Source organism: Catenulispora sp. GAS73, from assembly GCF_041262085.1.
In the GTDB taxonomy this organism is placed as follows: Bacteria; Actinomycetota; Actinomycetes; order Streptomycetales; family Catenulisporaceae; genus Catenulispora.
The window spans coordinates 234,222-250,659 of the sequence record NZ_JBGCCM010000017.1; the positions used below are offsets into that span (position 1 = coordinate 234,222).

14 protein-coding genes and 1 tRNA gene are annotated in these 16,438 nt (G+C 71.4%); 7 read left to right on the forward strand and 8 right to left on the reverse strand.

The window, feature by feature from the left end; all coding sequences use genetic code 11:
- Positions 1-83: 83 nt before the first annotated feature.
- Together ABH935_RS25875 and ABH935_RS25880 are read right to left on the reverse strand one after the other, a co-directional pair.
- Entirely contained in the window at positions 84-923 is an 840-nt protein-coding gene (locus ABH935_RS25875) for an amidohydrolase (protein ID WP_370380512.1), read from the reverse strand.
- A 6-nt stretch (positions 924-929) separates the two neighbouring features.
- Positions 930-1,274 (reverse strand): L-rhamnose mutarotase, encoded by a 345-nt coding sequence (locus ABH935_RS25880; RefSeq protein ID WP_370380513.1) that lies wholly within the window; start codon positions 1,272-1,274, stop codon positions 930-932.
- Between the two features lie 101 nt (positions 1,275-1,375).
- Between ABH935_RS25880 and ABH935_RS25885 the strand changes: the two genes are divergently transcribed.
- The 3 genes from ABH935_RS25885 (at position 1,376) to ABH935_RS25895 (ending at position 4,919) form a co-directional block, all read left to right on the forward strand.
- Positions 1,376-2,446 (forward strand): FUSC family protein, encoded by a 1,071-nt coding sequence (locus tag ABH935_RS25885; RefSeq protein WP_370380514.1) that lies wholly within the window; start codon positions 1,376-1,378, stop codon positions 2,444-2,446.
- Between the two features lie 98 nt (positions 2,447-2,544).
- Positions 2,545-3,696, forward strand: a complete 1,152-nt coding sequence (locus ABH935_RS25890; protein ID WP_370380533.1) for an LLM class flavin-dependent oxidoreductase — start codon at positions 2,545-2,547, stop codon at positions 3,694-3,696.
- A gap of 599 nt (positions 3,697-4,295) precedes the next feature.
- Positions 4,296-4,919, forward strand: a complete 624-nt coding sequence (locus tag ABH935_RS25895) for an FMN reductase (protein WP_370380534.1) — start codon at positions 4,296-4,298, stop codon at positions 4,917-4,919.
- 40 nt (positions 4,920-4,959) lie between these two features.
- Here the strand turns inward: ABH935_RS25895 and ABH935_RS25900 are convergent, their stop codons facing one another.
- Positions 4,960-5,973, reverse strand: coding sequence for a beta-ketoacyl-ACP synthase III (locus tag ABH935_RS25900; protein ID WP_370380515.1), 1,014 nt, complete (start codon positions 5,971-5,973; stop codon positions 4,960-4,962).
- 116 nt (positions 5,974-6,089) lie between these two features.
- On the opposite strand from ABH935_RS25900, the gene ABH935_RS25905 reads away from it, so the two are divergent.
- Positions 6,090-8,105 (forward strand): ThiF family adenylyltransferase, encoded by a 2,016-nt coding sequence (locus tag ABH935_RS25905; protein WP_370380516.1) that lies wholly within the window; start codon positions 6,090-6,092, stop codon positions 8,103-8,105.
- Here ABH935_RS25905 and ABH935_RS25910 read toward each other — a convergent pair.
- Together ABH935_RS25910 and ABH935_RS25915 are read right to left on the reverse strand one after the other, a co-directional pair.
- Positions 8,072-8,923 (reverse strand): SAM-dependent methyltransferase, encoded by an 852-nt coding sequence (locus ABH935_RS25910; RefSeq protein ID WP_370380517.1) that lies wholly within the window; start codon positions 8,921-8,923, stop codon positions 8,072-8,074. The two genes, ABH935_RS25905 and ABH935_RS25910, sit on opposite strands and share 34 nt — an antisense overlap.
- A 118-nt stretch (positions 8,924-9,041) precedes the next feature.
- Positions 9,042-10,730, reverse strand: coding sequence for a hypothetical protein (locus ABH935_RS25915; protein ID WP_370380518.1), 1,689 nt, complete (start codon positions 10,728-10,730; stop codon positions 9,042-9,044).
- Positions 10,731-10,957: 227 nt separating this feature from the next.
- Here ABH935_RS25915 and ABH935_RS25920 point away from each other — a divergent pair, with 227 nt between their 5' ends.
- On the forward strand, positions 10,958-11,191 hold the full coding sequence (locus ABH935_RS25920; protein ID WP_370380519.1) for a hypothetical protein: 234 nt from the start codon (positions 10,958-10,960) through the stop codon (positions 11,189-11,191).
- Between the two features lie 257 nt (positions 11,192-11,448).
- On the opposite strand, the gene ABH935_RS25925 is transcribed toward ABH935_RS25920, so the two are convergent.
- On the reverse strand, positions 11,449-11,898 hold the full coding sequence (locus ABH935_RS25925; RefSeq protein ID WP_370380520.1) for a MarR family winged helix-turn-helix transcriptional regulator: 450 nt from the start codon (positions 11,896-11,898) through the stop codon (positions 11,449-11,451).
- Between the two features lie 57 nt (positions 11,899-11,955).
- Between ABH935_RS25925 and ABH935_RS25930 the strand changes: the two genes are divergently transcribed.
- Entirely contained in the window at positions 11,956-12,369 is a 414-nt protein-coding gene (locus ABH935_RS25930) for a VOC family protein (RefSeq protein WP_370380521.1), read from the forward strand.
- Positions 12,370-12,585: 216 nt separating this feature from the next.
- Here the strand turns inward: ABH935_RS25930 and ABH935_RS25935 are convergent, their stop codons facing one another.
- Together ABH935_RS25935 and glnII are read right to left on the reverse strand one after the other, a co-directional pair.
- Positions 12,586-14,862 (reverse strand): PIG-L family deacetylase, encoded by a 2,277-nt coding sequence (locus ABH935_RS25935; RefSeq protein WP_370380522.1) that lies wholly within the window; start codon positions 14,860-14,862, stop codon positions 12,586-12,588.
- A gap of 196 nt (positions 14,863-15,058) precedes the next feature.
- Positions 15,059-16,081, reverse strand: a complete 1,023-nt coding sequence (gene glnII / locus ABH935_RS25940; RefSeq protein WP_370380523.1) for a glutamine synthetase GlnII — start codon at positions 16,079-16,081, stop codon at positions 15,059-15,061.
- 236 nt (positions 16,082-16,317) lie between these two features.
- Between glnII and ABH935_RS25945 the strand changes: the two genes are divergently transcribed.
- Positions 16,318-16,390 (forward strand) — tRNA-Arg (locus ABH935_RS25945).
- Positions 16,391-16,438 lie beyond the last annotated feature (48 nt).

Here is a 16,438-nt window from a genome sequence, read left to right on the forward strand (position 1 = left end):
GTGCGCGCGGCGTTGAGCGCTTCGATCGTCTCCCAGCGTTCGGTCACGCGGTCAGGCTACCGGTGCGGGACCGTCCCGACCGGCTACCCCAGCCCGTAGACCCTGGTCGCGGTACCGCCGAAGACCGCCTCGCGCTCCGCCTCCGACAGCTCCGAAGTCAGCTGCATCGTCGTTTCCACAACCTGTGGGTAACCGGCGCCCAGCGTGCTCACCGGCCAGTCGCTGCCGAACATCACGCGGTCCGGTCCGAACGCCTCCAGCACCAGATCCGAGTAGGGCCGCAGGTCCGCGATCGTCCAGCGCTCCACGTCGGCCTCGGTGACCATGCCCGACAGCTTGCACGTCACGTTCGGCAGCTCTGCCAGGGCCCTGATGTCGGAGGCCCACGGCTCCCGCTCGCCCGAGGCGATCCGCGGCTTGCCCAGGTGGTCCAGGACGAACCGCAGGTCCGGCACGGCCTGCGCGACCGCGACGCAGTCCGGGAGCTGGTCCGCGCGCACGATGAGGTCGAAGGCCAGCCCGGCCGACGCCAGCTGCCGCAGACCCCTGAGTGTGTCGACCTCGGTCAGCCACCCGCCGTCCGGCAGCTCCTGCACCTGGTGCCGGATGCCCACGAGCCGCCGGCCGCCGGTCCCGGACAGCAGCTCGCTGAGCCGCTCACCGAAGTTCGGCACGGTGACGTCGGTCCAGCCCACCACCCCGGCGACGAGATCCGACGTCTCGGCGAGCGCCAGCATCTCCGGCGTCTCGTCGACCGCGTGGATGGTCTGCACCAGGACCGTCGCCGACACGCCGGTGGCCGCGGCCAGCGGCTCCAGGTCGGACAGCAGGAAGCTGCGGCGCAGCGCGGGCAGGTCCGCGGTCCACGCCTGGTCCCGGACGGTCAGATCCCACAGGTGGTGGTGCGCGTCGACGATCCGCATGCTGAGTCAGTCCTCCGAGGGTTCGGGTGGTTCCGGCAACTCGAATATCACCTGCAGCGGTTCATCCCCGCCGGCCAGCGAGAAATCCCGGAATACCCCGACGCGCGCCTGCCACGCGTGATCCGCGTCCTTGTCCGCCATGAAGGTCTGCAGCGCCTCCCAGTCCTCGCACTCGACGAGGTGGAACAGGTCCACGCCGTTGCGCCAGATCGTCCACGAGGTGCAGCCGCCGGCCCGGAGCAGCTCCGGGATCTCCGGCGGGATGTCGTCGTGGGCTTGTTCGTACCCTGCGACGCCCTCGGGCTTCAGCCGGGTGTGGATGGCGACCCGCACCTGGACCCCCTCATTCATCGAGCTTCATCTTCATCGAGATTCATCGGATCTTTCCCGGAACGGCCGCCGAGTCTAGTGCCTGTTTGCGTCCGGGGAAACGAACCCGTCCAATGGCTCAGGTGAAGGACCCGACCGCCGTCAAGGACCACGCCGCGCGCCTCGTCCGCTTCCAGCGCATCGAGGTGGACGCCACGCGGCTGGTCCTGTCCGGCATCGCGCTGGCGCTGCCGGTGGCCGTCGGCGCGGCGACCGGCCACCTCGCCGACGGCCTGACCGCGGTCATGGGCGCGCTGCTGGTCAGCGCGGCCGGCCACGAGGGCGGCTGGCGGGCGCGCGGCGTCGACCTCGGCGCCACGGCGGCGGTCGGCGCGCTGGTGGTCTGGCTCGGCGCGCTGGTCGGCCCGCACGGAGCACTGGCCAGCGTCTGGATCGTGGCGGTGGCCGTCGGCGCGGCGCTGGTCGGCGGCATCGGGACGCTCGAAGCACGGATCGCGGCGAACGCGACCGTGTTCACCGTCATCGGCGCGCATCTGGGTACGGGCCCTGAGTCGCCCGGGCACATCCTGCTGTATGTCGTGCTGGGCATGGCGGCCGCCGCGGCACTCACCCTCGGCACCCACGCGCTCGGCCGCCTCATGTCACCCCTTCGGCGCACGGAACTGGAGGGGCCGCCGGGACCGGAGTGGCCGTTCAAGCGCAACGTGGAGAAGTGGCGGACGGGACTGCGGACGTGGCACGGCTGGCAGTACACGGTTCGCCTGGGCACCGCGATGGCCGCAGCCGAAGTGGTCTCGCACTTCCGGCCCGGCGCACACACGTACTGGATCGCGCTGACCGTCTCGCTGGTCGTCCTGCGCGACGAGGCCGCGGCCCCGATGCGCGCCCTGGAGCGCGGGCTCGGCACGACGATCGGCGTGCTGGTCGGCGGCGGGCTCATCGGCGTCCTGCCGACCTGGGGCATCGTGGCGCTGATCGGCGTCATCGGGGCGGTGCGGCCGTATCTGAAGCTGGCCAACTACACCGCGTACGCGGCCGTGATGACCCCGCTGATCACGATGCTGAACGAGCTCGGCCACGACATCTCCTGGGCCGTGCTGCGGGAACGCGTGCTGGACACGCTGATCGGCTGCGCGATCGGGCTCTGCGTGGGCTACCTGCCGTGGCGGATGTGGTCAAGCAGACAGCGCTGAAAGATAGGGGAACCTAACTCCGGGGAATACGATCTCCTCATAGTCGGTTGAGAGGTTTGTTCAACTTTCAACTACAGGAGGGTCCCCTCGTGAGCCAGATGCAGTTCGGCGTCTTCACCGTCGGAGACGTGACGCCCGACCCCACGACGGGCCGCGCGCCGACCGAGCACGAGCGCATCAAGGCCATGGCCGCCATCGCGGAACACGCCGAGCAGGCCGGCCTGGACGTGTTCGCCACCGGTGAGCACCACAACCCGCCGTTCGTGCCCTCCTCGCCGACCACGCTGCTCGGCTGGATCGCCGGCCACACCTCCAAGCTGCTGCTCAGCACCGCGACCACGCTGATCACCACCAACGACCCGGTGAAGATCGCCGAGGACTACGCGATGCTCCAGCACCTCGCCGAGGGCCGCGTGGACCTGATCCTGGGCCGCGGCAACACCGGCCCGGTCTACCCGTGGTTCGGCAAGGACATCCGCGACGGCATCGACCTGGCGCTGGAGAACTACGCGCTGCTGCGGCAGCTGTGGAACGAGGACGTCGTCGACTGGTCCGGCCGCTTCCGCACCCCGCTGCAGGGCTTCACCGCCACGCCCCGGCCGCTGGACGGCGTCGCGCCCTTCGTCTGGCACGGCTCCATCCGCTCCCCCGAGATCGCCGAGCAGGCCGCGTACTATGGGGACGGTTTCTTCCACAACAACATCTTCTGGCCGAAGGAACACACGCAGCGCATGGTCGCGCTGTACCGTCGGCGCTTCGCACACTACGGGCACGGCACAGAGCAGCAGGCGATCGTCGGTTTGGGCGGCCAGGTGTTCATGCGCGAGAACTCGCAGGACGCGGTGCGCGAGTTCCGTCCGTACTTCGACAACGCCCCGGTGTACGGCCACGGACCGTCGCTGGAGGAGTTCATGAGGGAGACTCCGCTGACGGTGGGCACACCGGAGCAGGTGATCGAGCGCACGCTGTCCTTCCGCGACTACGTCGGCGACTACCAGCGCCAGCTGTTCCTGCTGGACCACGCGGGCCTGCCGCTGAAGACGGTGCTGGAGCAGATCGACCTGCTCGGCGAGAAGGTGGTCCCGGTGCTGCGCGAGGAGTTCGCGATCGGCCGGCCGGCCGAGGTCCCGGACGCCCCGACGCACGCGGGTCTGGTGGCCCGGACCGCCGGAGGCACCACGGGGACGGCCGAGACGCGGGATGATGAGCGGTCGGCTTTGTTCGACACGAAGGAGGCCATCGCACCGTGAGTGCTTACGAAGCGGCGAACAACGGGTTCGGCGACGACGACTTCGCGCCGTCGGGCGGCAGCGCGTGGTTCGGCGGGACGCCGGGCGCGCTGCCGCCCGGCCTGCCGATCGACGCCCGGGACGGCGCGCCGGTGAACGGGCACGACTTCGGCGCGGTGCCGGGCAGCTTCGGGCCGCGGCCGACGATGCCGGGCTTCGGCGCGGGTGCGGGCATGGGCGCGGGCACGACGAACGGCGGCGGCTTCGCAGAGTCCGGATACGCCAACGGGTCCGGCTTCGGCGACAGCTCGGCCGACGGTTTCGGCGACAGCTTCGGCGACACCTCCGGCCGGCCCGGCGACCGCCTCGATCATCTCGACCGCCTCGACCATCTCGGCCACTCCGTCGGCGGCGCGAACGGCACGAACGGCGTCGCCTACGCCGACCCCGGCTTCGGCGACGATCCGGCCTTCACCGACGCCCCCTCCTTCGCCGCCCCCGCCGCTCGCCACGGCTTCTCCGCCCCGCCGGCCACCCGCCCCGCGGACCACACCAGCAGCAGCGCCCTGCTTCCGGCGCTGGCCAACCCGGGCCCGCCGCGTCCGGCCCCGGCCGGCGACGTGCTGCGCCTGGTCGCCGTCACCGCGGGCCTGGGCCAGCCCTCGACCGCGCGCATCCTGGCCGACCGGCTCGCCGACGCGGCCCGGGCGCGGCTCGGCGAGCGCGGGCGCCAGGTGCTCGTCGAGGTCCTGGAGCTGCGCGACCTCGCGCTGGACATCGCCGGCGCGATGGTGGCCGGCTTCCCGGGCGCGAAGCTGCGCGCCGCGCTGGACGCCGTGGAGGGCGCCGACGGCCTGATCGCCGTCAGCCCGATCTACACCGCCAGCTACAGCGGCCTGTTCAAGTCGTTCTTCGACGTCCTGGACAAGGACGCGCTCACCGGCAAGCCGACCCTGATAGCCGCGACCGGCGGCACCGCCCGGCACTCGCTGGCCCTGGACCACGCGCTGCGCCCGATGTTCGCCTACCTGCGCGCGTTCATCGTCCCGACCGCGGTCTTCGCCGCCTCCGAGGACTGGGCCTCGGCCGGGGAGGGCGCGCTGTTCGAGCGCATCGAGCGGTCGGGGAGCGAGCTGGCGGACCTGATGGCCGGCGCCCCGGCCGCCGTCCGCCGGCGCCGTGCCGAGTTCGACGACGTCGTGCCCTTCGAGCAGCGGATGGCTGCGCTCAGGTCCGGGATCTGAGCCGGTCCCGCGCGGTATCGGCAAGGTAGGTGAAGAAGGCTCACAACCGGGCCTTCCCGTGCAGCTCCGGCCAGGTCAGCACCGCCGACCCCCAGGCCAGCCCGGCCCCGATCGAGGTCATCAGCACCCGGTCCCCGGCGGCCAGCCGGCCGGTGTCGTGCGCGTCGGCCAGCGCCAGCGGGATGGACGCCGCGACCGTGTTCCCCACGTCCTCGATGTTCGCCACCACGCACTCCGAGTCGATCCCCAGCTTCCCCGCCACGCCGCGGATGATCCGGATGTTCGCCTGGTGCGGGACGAACCGCCGCACCGACTCCACGTCCCACCCCGCCTTGTCCAGCACCCGCCGCGAGGAGGCCGTCATCTCGCGCACCGCGCGCTCGAAGACCACCGGGCCGTCCATCACCAGATACGGCCGCTGATTCGCCAGCGGCATCCCCAACCGGTCCCGCGCCCCGCCGCCGGGCACCTCCACCGCCGCCACCGCCGAGCCGTCGCTGCCCAGGTCGAAGGCCCGCACCGCGCCCGGCTCGTCCGGCGTGCCGGCCCGCAGCACCAGGGCCCCGGCGCCGTCGCCGAAGATCGAGGCGGTGAGCCGGTCCCCGGGATCGACCAGGGTGGTGAACACGTCCGCGCCGATCACCAGCACCCGGTCCGCCATGTGTCCCCGGATCAGCGCGTTCCCCGTGGCCAGGGCGTGCACGAACCCCGCGCACACCGCGTTGACGTCGAACGCCGCGATCCCCGTGTACCCCAGCCGCGAGGCCACCTCCGGCGCCGACGCCGGGCATAATCGGTCCGGGGTCGTGGTCGCCAGCAGCACCACGTCCAGCGCCCCGAACCCGCCCCCAGCCATCTCCAGGGCCCGGGCGCCGGCCTCGACGGCCAGGTCGACCGTGGAGATCCCGTCGGCGACATGGCGCCGCGCGATGCCCAGTCGCTCCCGGATCCACTCGTCGGTGGTGTCCAGCCTTGAGCTCAGTTCATTGTTGTCGACGGAGCGGGGCGGTACGCACCCGCCCACTCCTTGGACGACTGCCGCGCGTGTGTTCACACGCTCGATTGTCACGGGGACGGACCGGACTCACATAGGACTTTCGCGCGGAATTCACCCGTAAGGTGCATCTCGGGCTTGTCTCCGCCACGTTCGCCATCCCATCGTGGGCGATCATGGACTCCCCGTGGATCTTCACCGCCTTCCGCGCCCCGGCTGACCCGGACGCGGCCCCCGAAGCCCTCCAGGAGATACGGCGTCTGCGTGCCCGGATCCTGTTCGACCAGGGCCGCCGCCCGGCCTTCCGCAGCCACGCCGGCGACGATTCCGGCGACGATTCCGGCGACCACCCCGACGCCCAGCCGCAGGACCACGGCGCCTGGCACTTCGCGGCCCGGCGCGGCCGCGACGGCGTGCACGGACCGCCGCTGGGGTATGTCCGTCTCCTGACACCCGCGACCGCCTCCCTTTACCAGTCCAGGGAATTCCTCGGCACCGCCCGCTACGACGAGCTCCTGCGCGCCGAGCGCCTGGCCCCCGAGTCCGTCTTCGAACACAGCCGCCTGGTGGTCGAGCACCGGGCCCGCAAGCTCGGCCTCGGCCTGCACCTCAACGCCCTAGCCGTCGCCGCCGCGCACGAACTCGGCGCGGCCGCGATGATCGGCACCTCCGGCACCGCCGACGGCCAGGACCGCTTCCACGCGCGCTTCGGCTTCCACCCGGTCCCCGGCACCCGCCGCTACGTCGAGCAGTACACCGAGGACGTCGTCATCCTGCTGCACCGGTCCGCCGAGGGCGCCGGCGAGCACACCGCCCTGGTCGACGACTACCGCCTGCTGTTCCGCTACGACCTGCTGGAGGACGCCGGCCTGGACGAGGTGTCCGGTCTGCTCAGCCTCGGCGCGCCCGCCGAACCAGAGCCCTCATTCAGCATCCCGGTCCCGGTACGCGGGCCCGTTTCCGGGCACGCCCCGCCCCGCCGCCTCACCGCGATCGGCCCGTCCGACCCGCACCGCTGGAAGCCGCTGCTGTTCCAGCCCGCCAAGCACGACGACCGCGTCGCGCTGGCCGCGCTCCTGAACACCGGCGCCGTCCGCGAAGTCGCCGACACCATCGAGGCCCAGCTGGAAGAACTGATCCGGGCCCGCGACCCCGGCCGTACCTTCGACCACGAGGCGATGGCCGCAGCCCGCCGGGACCAGCTGGAAGGCGGCCAGCCCTGGGACTACGGCACCTGGGCCTGGTACCCGTGGTCCGGCCGCCTGGTGCACGTCCTGCCGCGCGAGGAGTTCCGCCTGGTCCGCACCGACCGCAACCGGGGCAAGATCGACCGGCCCGAGCAGCGCCGGCTGCTGGACAAGCGGATCGGCGTCATCGGCCTGTCGGTCGGCAACAGCGCCGCGCTGACCCTGGCGCAGGAGGGCGTCGCGGGAGCCTTCAAACTCGCCGACTTCGACACCCTGAGCGTGTCGAACCTGAACCGGCTGCGCGCCGGCCTGCACCAGATCGGCGTGAACAAGGCCGTGCTGGCGGCCCGGCAGATGTTCGAGATCGACCCGTATCTGGACATTGAGATCTTCCCCGGTGGCCTGACGGAGGAGACCGTCAAGGAGTTCTTCCTCGGCGGCCACGGCCCGATCGACCTGCTCGTCGAGGAGTGCGACACGCCGTGGGTCAAGCTCGCCGCCCGCGAGGCCGCCCGGGATCTGGGCGTGCCGGTGGTGATGGACGCCAACGACCGCGGCCTGCTGGACGTCGAGCGCTTCGACCGCGAACCGCACCGCCCGCTGCTGCACGGCCTGCTCGGCGCGCTGACCCCCGAGGACTGCCTGGACCTGACCTTCGCCGAGCGCGTGGACCTGATCCTGGCCATGGTGGACGGCGACCGGATCTCCCCGGCGCTGGCCGCGAGCATCCCGAAGATCGGCCGCACGCTGAGCAGCTGGCCGCAGCTCGCCTCCGGGGTGGCGCTCGGAGGCGCGCTGGTGACGGAGGCCGCCAGGCGGATCCTGCTCGGCGGCCCCTGTGCGTCGGGCCGGTTCTACATCGACCTGGAGGAGCTGATCGCTCCGGACCGGAACCAGGCACCGGGTCGGGCGCCAGGTCAGGTACCGGGTCAGGCGCCGGGTCAGGCACCAGGTCAGGCGCCTTGTTCGGATCAGGCGGCGGTCAGCTTGCCCAGCGCCCCGTAGAACCAGACGTTCTCCGCGCCGACGGCGTCCTCCGGCTTGTCCGGACGCCAGGCCGGCAGGTTCACGATGCCGGGCTCCAGGATTCGGAAGCCTTCGAAGAACGCTGCGATCTCCTCGCGGGTGCGCGGCGAAGGGTTCTTCATCACGGCCTGGTACTGGCTCTGGACGTTGCGGACCAGGTCGCCGGTGGCGCCGTCGATGGTGGCGTGGGTCAGCGCGAGGTAGCTGCCCGGCGCCAACATCCGGCGATAGGCGCCCAGCACGCCGGCCGGGTCGTCACCGTCGTCCACGAAGTGCCAGGCGGCCAGCGCCGTGAGCCCCACCGGCTTGTCGAAGTCGATCAGCGACTTGACGGTGGGGTCGCCCAGCACCCGCTCGGCGTCGATCATGTCGGCCAGCACCGCGCCGGCGTTGTCGTCGCCGCGCAGGATGTAGTTGCTGTGGCTCACGGCCGGCGGGTCGTTGTCGATGTAGACGATCTTGGCGGCCGGGTCCACGGCGTGCGCGAGTTCGTGCACGTAGTTCTGGGTCGGGATCCCGCTGCCCAGGTCCAGGAACTGCCGGACGCCGTCGTCCAGCATCACCCGGATCGCCCGGGCCAGGAAGTAGCGGTTCTGCTGCAGGATCATGCGGCCGTTGGGCTCGATGGCCAGCAGTTGCCGCCCGAAGTCCCGGTCGGGGGCGAAGTTGTGCTTGCCGCCGAGCAGGAAGTCGTACAGCCGCGCGACGCTGAACACGTCGGTGTCGATGTTCGACGGCAGGTCGTCGAAGATCGCGTCCACGTCGTTGCCGGCGTGCGCTCCGGTCGGGTCGGTCATCGTCTTCGTGCTCCTTGGGGAAAGTCGGAGGGATGCTCAGGCGTCCGCGCTCGCAAATCGCCGCAACCCACCCTCTAGGCTTGCACTTCTCCGCCGCCCGCCGCTGGCGAATGCGGCTTTATAAGACCTCTTCCGTCGAATTCGTGGTCTGCACCCCGTTGTCCGCGACACCGCGCTGCTTGCGATACCGGTCCAGCCGGACGTCCAGCGCCTGCACGACCGACTCGTTCTCGTACGGCGCCAGCTGCTGGCGGGCCCGGCTCATCTCGGTGGTGAGCCGCACCGAACCGGCCAGCGTGGCCATCCGCGCCGACTCGGCCAGCGCCCGGCAGGCCGCCGGGACGTCGCCGAACTGCACCTGGGCCTGGGCCCGGCGGGCCAGCGCCATCGCGTTGTTGTGCAGGTAGGCCGGGTTGAACCGCTGCTGCGCCAGCGCCCCGGCGTCGGCGGCCTCCACCGGGTGCCCGAGCAGCAGGTGGCACTCGCTCTCCCGGGCCCAGTAGAACGCCGGACCGTAGAAGCCCCAGCGCTCGGCGGCCGGCTCGGCCCAGTCGATGCGCTGCATCTGCCGGCGCTCCCGCTCCAGCGCCGCCAGGCTGCGCGCGCCCTGCCCGGCCGAGGCGTAGACCCGGGCCGTCATGTCGGCGGCGTATGCCTTGGCCCGGCGGCTGGGGCTGCGCTTGGCCGCCTCCTCCGCGGCCTGCGCGTGGTCGATCGCGGTCTGGTGGTCGCCGGCGGACATGCTCAGGTGCGCCTGCGCGGCCAGGATGTTCGCCGCCAGCTCGTAGTCGTCGGCCTCGTAGGCGGCCTTGCGCGCGTCGTCGTAGTAGAACCGGGCCGCGTCGTCCTGGCCCATGTTGAACATCATCCAGCCGAGCAGGTGGGCCAGGTCACCGTAGACGACCCAGGCCTGGCTGGTCAGCCCCGCCGGGGCGTCCTTCACCACGGATTCCATCATGGCGCGCATCGCGAGCCCTGTCTGCACTGTCGCGGACGGTCCCAGTGCGGCGTTCTGCTGGCGAAGCCCGCCGACGATCAGCCCGGTGTTGTCCACCATGGCCGAATCCACCCGGCCGGCCGGGGTCGGCAGCGCCTTGTCGCCGGCCAGCGGCGCGGCCGCGGCGACCGCGAACAGGCTGCTGAGATTCAGCAGCGCCGAGCGCCGCGACAGACTGTTGCCGCCGTCCGGCGCCTCCATCAGGGAACTGATCTGTACCGCCGAAGACATCGCCACCGCCGACATCGACGACAGCAGCTCGCCCGGGTTCGCACCGAGGTCGTCGCGCGTCGGCGGAGCTGGCGGCGCGCCGAAGTACGGATCGAACCGGACCTCGGAGGCGGACCCGGAGGCGGGGGCCGCAGCCGTAAGTGCGTACGGCTGCGGGGCTTGGCGGGGCGGCCCGATCAGGCCGGCGACCGGGCCGGGCTCGCGCACGTTGCTGAACACCGGCCGCTTCTTGGCGCCGTAGTCGTCCAGGTCGGACAACAGGTCGGCGACGCTGCACTCGTACAGCTGGGCCATCCGGTCCAGGACCTCCAGCGACGGCGAGTAGCCGGTGGAGCTGGGCCAGGCCTCCCAGTAGGAGAAGTTCTTGAAGGTCTTCGGGTCCTCCGGCCAGCGCCGGTTCCACCGCTCGGCGGCCTCCGGCTGGGTCCAGCCGCGGGCCTGGCGCAACGCGACCCGCGCGTTGACGTGGAACCGCCGCTGGAACTCCCGGCCGATGTCCGCCCAGGAGTGATCGGTGGCCCGCAGCTGCTCGGACAGTTGGGCCTGGATCTGCTTCAGGCTCCTGGGTTTCCTGCTCATGATTCGGCGATCCCTGCCTCGGCGGGCGGCCCCTGTACCGTCCGGACCCGTCACGCGCTGTGCATCCCGTACGTCGAATGTGGCGCGCCCCCACACCCGCGGCAGGACCGGGGCCTTTTCCTCCCAGCCGAGCCGGGAGAAAATGTCGGTTGCCGCATTGTCCCACCGCCCGGCGCGATGATGTGGACCAGTTGGTGTAACCGAGGCGGACTTCAGGAGGACTCGCCGTGCGAACGACTCAGGAGTCGGAGAACTGGGCGGTCGAGTTCATCCGGACCGACGGGGAGGACCAGTCGGTGGAGGACGGCTTCGCCAGCCGAGGTGACGCCGAGTACTACGGGCAGTGCGCCTGGGCCTCACCGGGGGGTAGAGGCATCGAACAGGTGCGGGTGCGGCAACTGCCGCGCGGCTCGTGGATGCCGGTGGCGCCGGCGTCGGTGTGCGGGGGGATCCGCCTGTAGCGCCGGCCATCCGGGGGGATACCGGGGCGCGTCCGCAGTCCGCGTCACGGTGTACGGGGATCCCGGGCCCGTTCGGGAGCGACTTCTTCGAGTCGGCCCGGACGGGTCAATTTTTGGTGTGGGTGTGCGCGGTCCGGGTGCGCCACGGTCCGGTGTCGGCGCGGTGCGGGTGTGCGCGGTCTGTGGCGAAGCCGCCGCGCTTCCCAAGCCCAGGAAGCGCGACGGCCGCCGAAACCCTATCGGACAACGCCCGTCATTTACTCCGTGACCAGGCCTTGGAACACCTTCCGCAACAAGGCGTCGAGCTGCTCGCGCTCGTTTTCGGTGAGCGGCGCCAAGACCTCGTCCCGAACCCCTGCGGCCTCCGCGTCCAGCTCGGCGAGCAGCGTGCGGCCGGCGTCGGTGAGCGTGACCGTGATGCGCCGGCGGTCGGCGGCGTCGCGGGCCCGCTCGACGCTCCCGGCCCCGGCCAGCTCGTCCACGATCTTGGCCATGTCGCTGGGGTCGATCGCCAGCCGGGCCGCGAGGTCGCGCTGCACGTGCGGCCCGAAGTCGCCGAGCGCCGCCAGCACCGCGTGGTGCCACAGCCGCAGCCCCCGCTCGGCGAACCGCCCGGCCAACCGGCCGCGCGCGATCTTGCCGGTCCGCGACAGCAGGTAGGTGCTCAGGCCGGTCAGCGAAGGCGGCGCCGCACGCAGGTCATCCATGGTATGACTATAGGCGCCCGCCTATCATGGGTGACCACCCACTATTTTGGAGACACCATGGACGCCCTGCACCCCCGCCTGCTGGTAGCCGGTTTCGCGGAGATGTTCGACTTCTACCAGGCGGTCCTGCCCGAACTGCTCGGCGCGAAGCTGATGAGGGGCGGCCCGCAGGGTCCGTACGCGAACTGGGACGTCGAGGACCAGGGCGTACTGGTGCTGTTCGACCGCGGAACGATGGCCGCCCTGACCGGGACCGCGCACCTGCCGGCGACCGCGGCGCCGACGCAGGATCACACGATGTTCGTGTGCCGGGTCGACGACGTGGACGCCGGTGCCGAGCTGTGCGTGCGGCACGGGGCGACACTGGTCGTGGCGCCGACGGACCGTCCGGACTGGGGGCCGACGCTGCGGACCGCGCACCTGCGGGATCCCGAGGGGAACCTGATCGAGCTGCAGTCGTACGAGGGTTGATCACGGCGACAGCCGGACGCGCGGCTCACTCGTTCGGGCGGGCTAGTACAGGCGCACTCGTTCGGGCGGGCTTGTTCGGGCGCACTCGTTCGGGCGCGCAGCTCACTGGTTCGGGCGCACTCGTTCGGGCGCGCAGCTCACTGGTTCGGGTGCGCTCGTTCGGGTGCGCTGGTCGGGGTCGGCGCTGATCACTCGTCCGGGTTAGTCAGCCCAGCTCTAGGCCAGCGCCGAGCACTCCCACCGAAGCGCCCGCGGCGGATCCCCGACGTCGATCCGCGCCGTGTACAGCGCACCCTCCGGCCCGATCGCCGCGACCGCGATCCGGCCGTGCGCGTCCACCGTCAGCGAAGGGTGCAGGATCGGCCCGGGCCCGCCGAGCCAGCGCCGGACCCCGTCGGGCACACCGACCTGCGGCTGCCAGACCACCTCGACCAGCCCGCGCGGTCCGCGCTGGGCCAGGAAGACGCCCCCGGCGTGCGGCTGGATCGCCACCACGCCGAACCCGCCCTGTCCACCGAGCGCGACGCCCTCCTCCTGCGGCCGCCAACTGCCGCCGGACGGCCGCGACAGGACCGTCAGGACACCGCTGTCGGCGGCGCGGGCGGCCAGGAGCGCGCCGCCGCCACGCACCATGTGGACCGTGGGCGGGTCACCCATCGGGGGGAGGGCCGCATGGGTGGGACGCGGCTCGCCGGAGGCGTCGATGCGCCAGGTCCAGAGCATGTGGCCGACAGCGTGGAGTTCGACGTCACCCTCAGGAGTGACCGCGGCGGTCAGGCCGTCGCGGACCCGATGTCCGCCTATGTCGCGCCAGCCGCTCCAGCGCGTACCCGGCTTCGTGAGGTCCCGATGGCGCCAGGACACGGACATGTCGGCGTTGCGGGCGAAGACGTGGAGCACGCCGCGCCCGTCGACCGCCGCGGCCGGGCAGCCGACGGCCTGGCAGTCCTTGGTCTTCTCGCCAGTCGGGGTGCCGAGGCTGGTCCAGGGGGTGAAGCTGCCGTCCGTGCGCTCGCTGCAGACGACCACTTCCTGGCTCCAGGAACCCCGGTCGGGGTCGGTCATGGCGCGCAGGCCGACGAGGTGCACACGGCGCGAGGGCTCGACTGCGACCACCAGATGAGGGGTCAGCGACGAGGCGGTGTTCTCGTCGGGGCTCGGCTGGTTGCCCTGGCTTCTCCGGAGTCCCGGGAATCCCCGGCCGGCGGAGAATCCCTGGCTGTCCGGGAGTCCTCGGCCGTTGCGGAGCCCCTGGCTGCCTGGGACGTCCTGCACGGCGCCCGCCACGAAGCCGGGGCTGCGGCTACTGGCGTCGACGGATCCGGGCAAGGTCAGGAAGCCCACCCCGCGCGTGCTGTCGACCGCCACCCCGGGCCGGAACCTGCCGCTGCCGCGCGAGGTCTCCGTCCAGACCACGGCGCGTCCGCCGACCGCCGCGAACGCCCGCAGGCGCCCGTCCGGGCCGGTGCCGAGCCAGTCGGTGGTGCCGACGTGGCGCAGGTTCGTGCTCTGCGACCAGCCGGGACGGGCCGCGTCGCCGCCGACGGTGCGGTCGCCGCAGCCGACGGGGTCGCCGCAGTTGCGCCGGTCGGCCCAGCCGTAGACGCCGAGCAGGCGCAGCTTCTCGCGGGCACTGGAGCCGCCGAGGTTGTGGCGCCAGCGGGCGTTGCCGTAGCCGACGTAGGAGTCCAGGGTGACGGCGGAGGGACCGCGCCGGGCCCGGTGGTCGGCGTACGCCGCATAGGTGAACCAGGCGGTCGCGGTGTGGTCCTCGTTGTCGGTGTGGACGCCGGAGTCGGTGAGCCAGGCCCGCTCCTTCGGACCGGCGCCGCGGCGCTCCGGGTCGGGGTCCATGGTGCGCACGACGGTGGGCTGGTAGCGGTCCATCAGGTCGGTGAGGGTGCCGACCAGCTGGTCGCGGGTGTAGACGCCGCCGGTGATCGCGCTCTGGCTGGGCTGCAGGACGGGGCGGGTGGTCTCGGCGCCGTGGAAGAGGGCGGCCAGCGGGGTGTGGTTCGTGTCCCCCGGCGTGGACCCGGTGTAGGCGCCCATCGAGATGTCGAGGAAGACCAGCCGGACCCGCGCGTCAGCCGCCAGCTCGCACAGCTCCGCCTCACCCCCACGGGTGACCAGCACGCTGCGCCGCCAGGGCGCGTCGTCCTCCGCCCCGGCCATGCGCGCGTAGGCGGAGCGCAGGCCGTGCTGCCGCGCCGCCGCGAAGGACGCACCGCCGCCGGCCTCGGCCGCCGTCAGCACCACCGTGGTCACCTCGCCCCCGGTGCGCACGGAGTCGACGATGTCCGGGTTCATGAAGTAGAGGTCGTCGTCCGGGTGGGCGACGACCTGCAGAAACGCGACCCGGCTGGCAAGCCGGGCCGGACGCTCGACCATGTCGGCCTCGGCGGTGGTGACGCCGGCGTCGGCGCCGAACGCGCCGATCGCCAGTGCCCCCATCCCGAGCAACCCGAGCTCGCGCCGAGACAAGTTAGGCACCTTGACTCCTGTGTGGCTGAATTCCCCGCAAACCATAATCGGGACGCGGGGGACAGCCCGGAGGTTGTCTCCGGAGTCAGACCGGGTTGTCCTGGACGTCACTCGTCACGGTCAGAATTCGCCCGCACACACAGCGGCGCCCCCGATCCGCGATGGGATCGGGGGCGCTTTGACGCGTTTTCAGACCTGTTCAGCCTCAGACCTGTCCGGCCTTCTCCAGCGCGGTGCAGCAGGTGTCGACGATGAGCCGGGTCACGACGTACGGGTCGACGTTCGCGTTCGGCCGCCGGTCCTCGATGTAGCCCTTCTTGTCCACCTCGACCTGCCACGGGATCCGCACCGAGGCGCCACGGTTCGAGACGCCGTAGCTGTACTCGCTCCACGGGGCGGTCTCGTGCTGCCCGGTGAGCCGCTCCTCGATCCCGGAGCCGTAAGCGCGCACATGCTCGGCCGGCTTGTCGCCCTCCCCCAACGCCTCACACGCGGTGATGATCGGATCGTACGACTCCCGCATCGCCCGAGTGGAGAAGTTGGTGTGAGCCCCGGCCCCGTTCCAGTCCCCCTTGGCAGGCTTGGCATCGAACGAAACCGACACCCCGAACTCCTCAGCGACCCGCAGCAGCAGATAGCGAGCGACCCACATGTGGTCGGCCACCTCCACCGGCCCCGCCGGCCCCACCTGGAACTCCCACTGCCCCGGCATGACCTCGGCATTGATCCCCGAGATCGTCAAGCCGGCCGCCAGGCAGTAGTCCAGATGCCGCTCCACCAACTCACGCCCGAAGACAGCGCCACCACCGACCCCGCAGTAATACGGACCCTGCGGCGCCGGAAACCCGCCACCCTCCGGGAACCCCAGCGGCCGCCCACCCTGGAAGAGCGTGTACTCCTGCTCAATGCCGAACCAGGCCTCCTGCTCAGCAAACCGCCCAGCAACCTCCCGAGCCGCCGCCCGCGTATTGGACTCATGAGGCGTGAAGTCAATGTCCTCCACCTCACACAACACGAGCACATCCGCCCCACCCCGCACCGGATCCGCACAGGTGAAAACAGGCCGCAGCACCCGATCCGAAGAACGCCCCTCAGCCTGCCCCGTCGAAGACCCGTCGAACCCCCAAACCCCCGGCACAGAGCCATCAGCAAGCACCCGCGTCTTCGCCCGCAGCCCCGCCGTAGGCACCGCCCCATCAATCCAGATGTACTCAGCCTTGTAGACCATCCCGCACCTCACCAGAAGACCCGACAAAAACGGCCCCGCACCCCAAGCGCCCCCACCCTCGCCAAACCCCGAGTCCCCACCGTTTCAGCCGCGTTAACGCCACATCAACTGACCCACAATCACCCCCCGACAACCCACCGTGACCCCCCACACCCCCACTGACCAGCCCAGGAACCCCCAACCGATATCGATTTTCGAGGAAGGCCATCGGGCGTGTACTATCGACAACGTCCCAAGCGCGCGTAGCTCAACGGATAGAGCATCTGACTACGGATCAGAAGGTTAGGGGTTCGAATCCCTTCGTGCGCACCCCGGTAGTACCAGGTAAGAGGCCAAGTCCCGATGTAAAGGACTTGG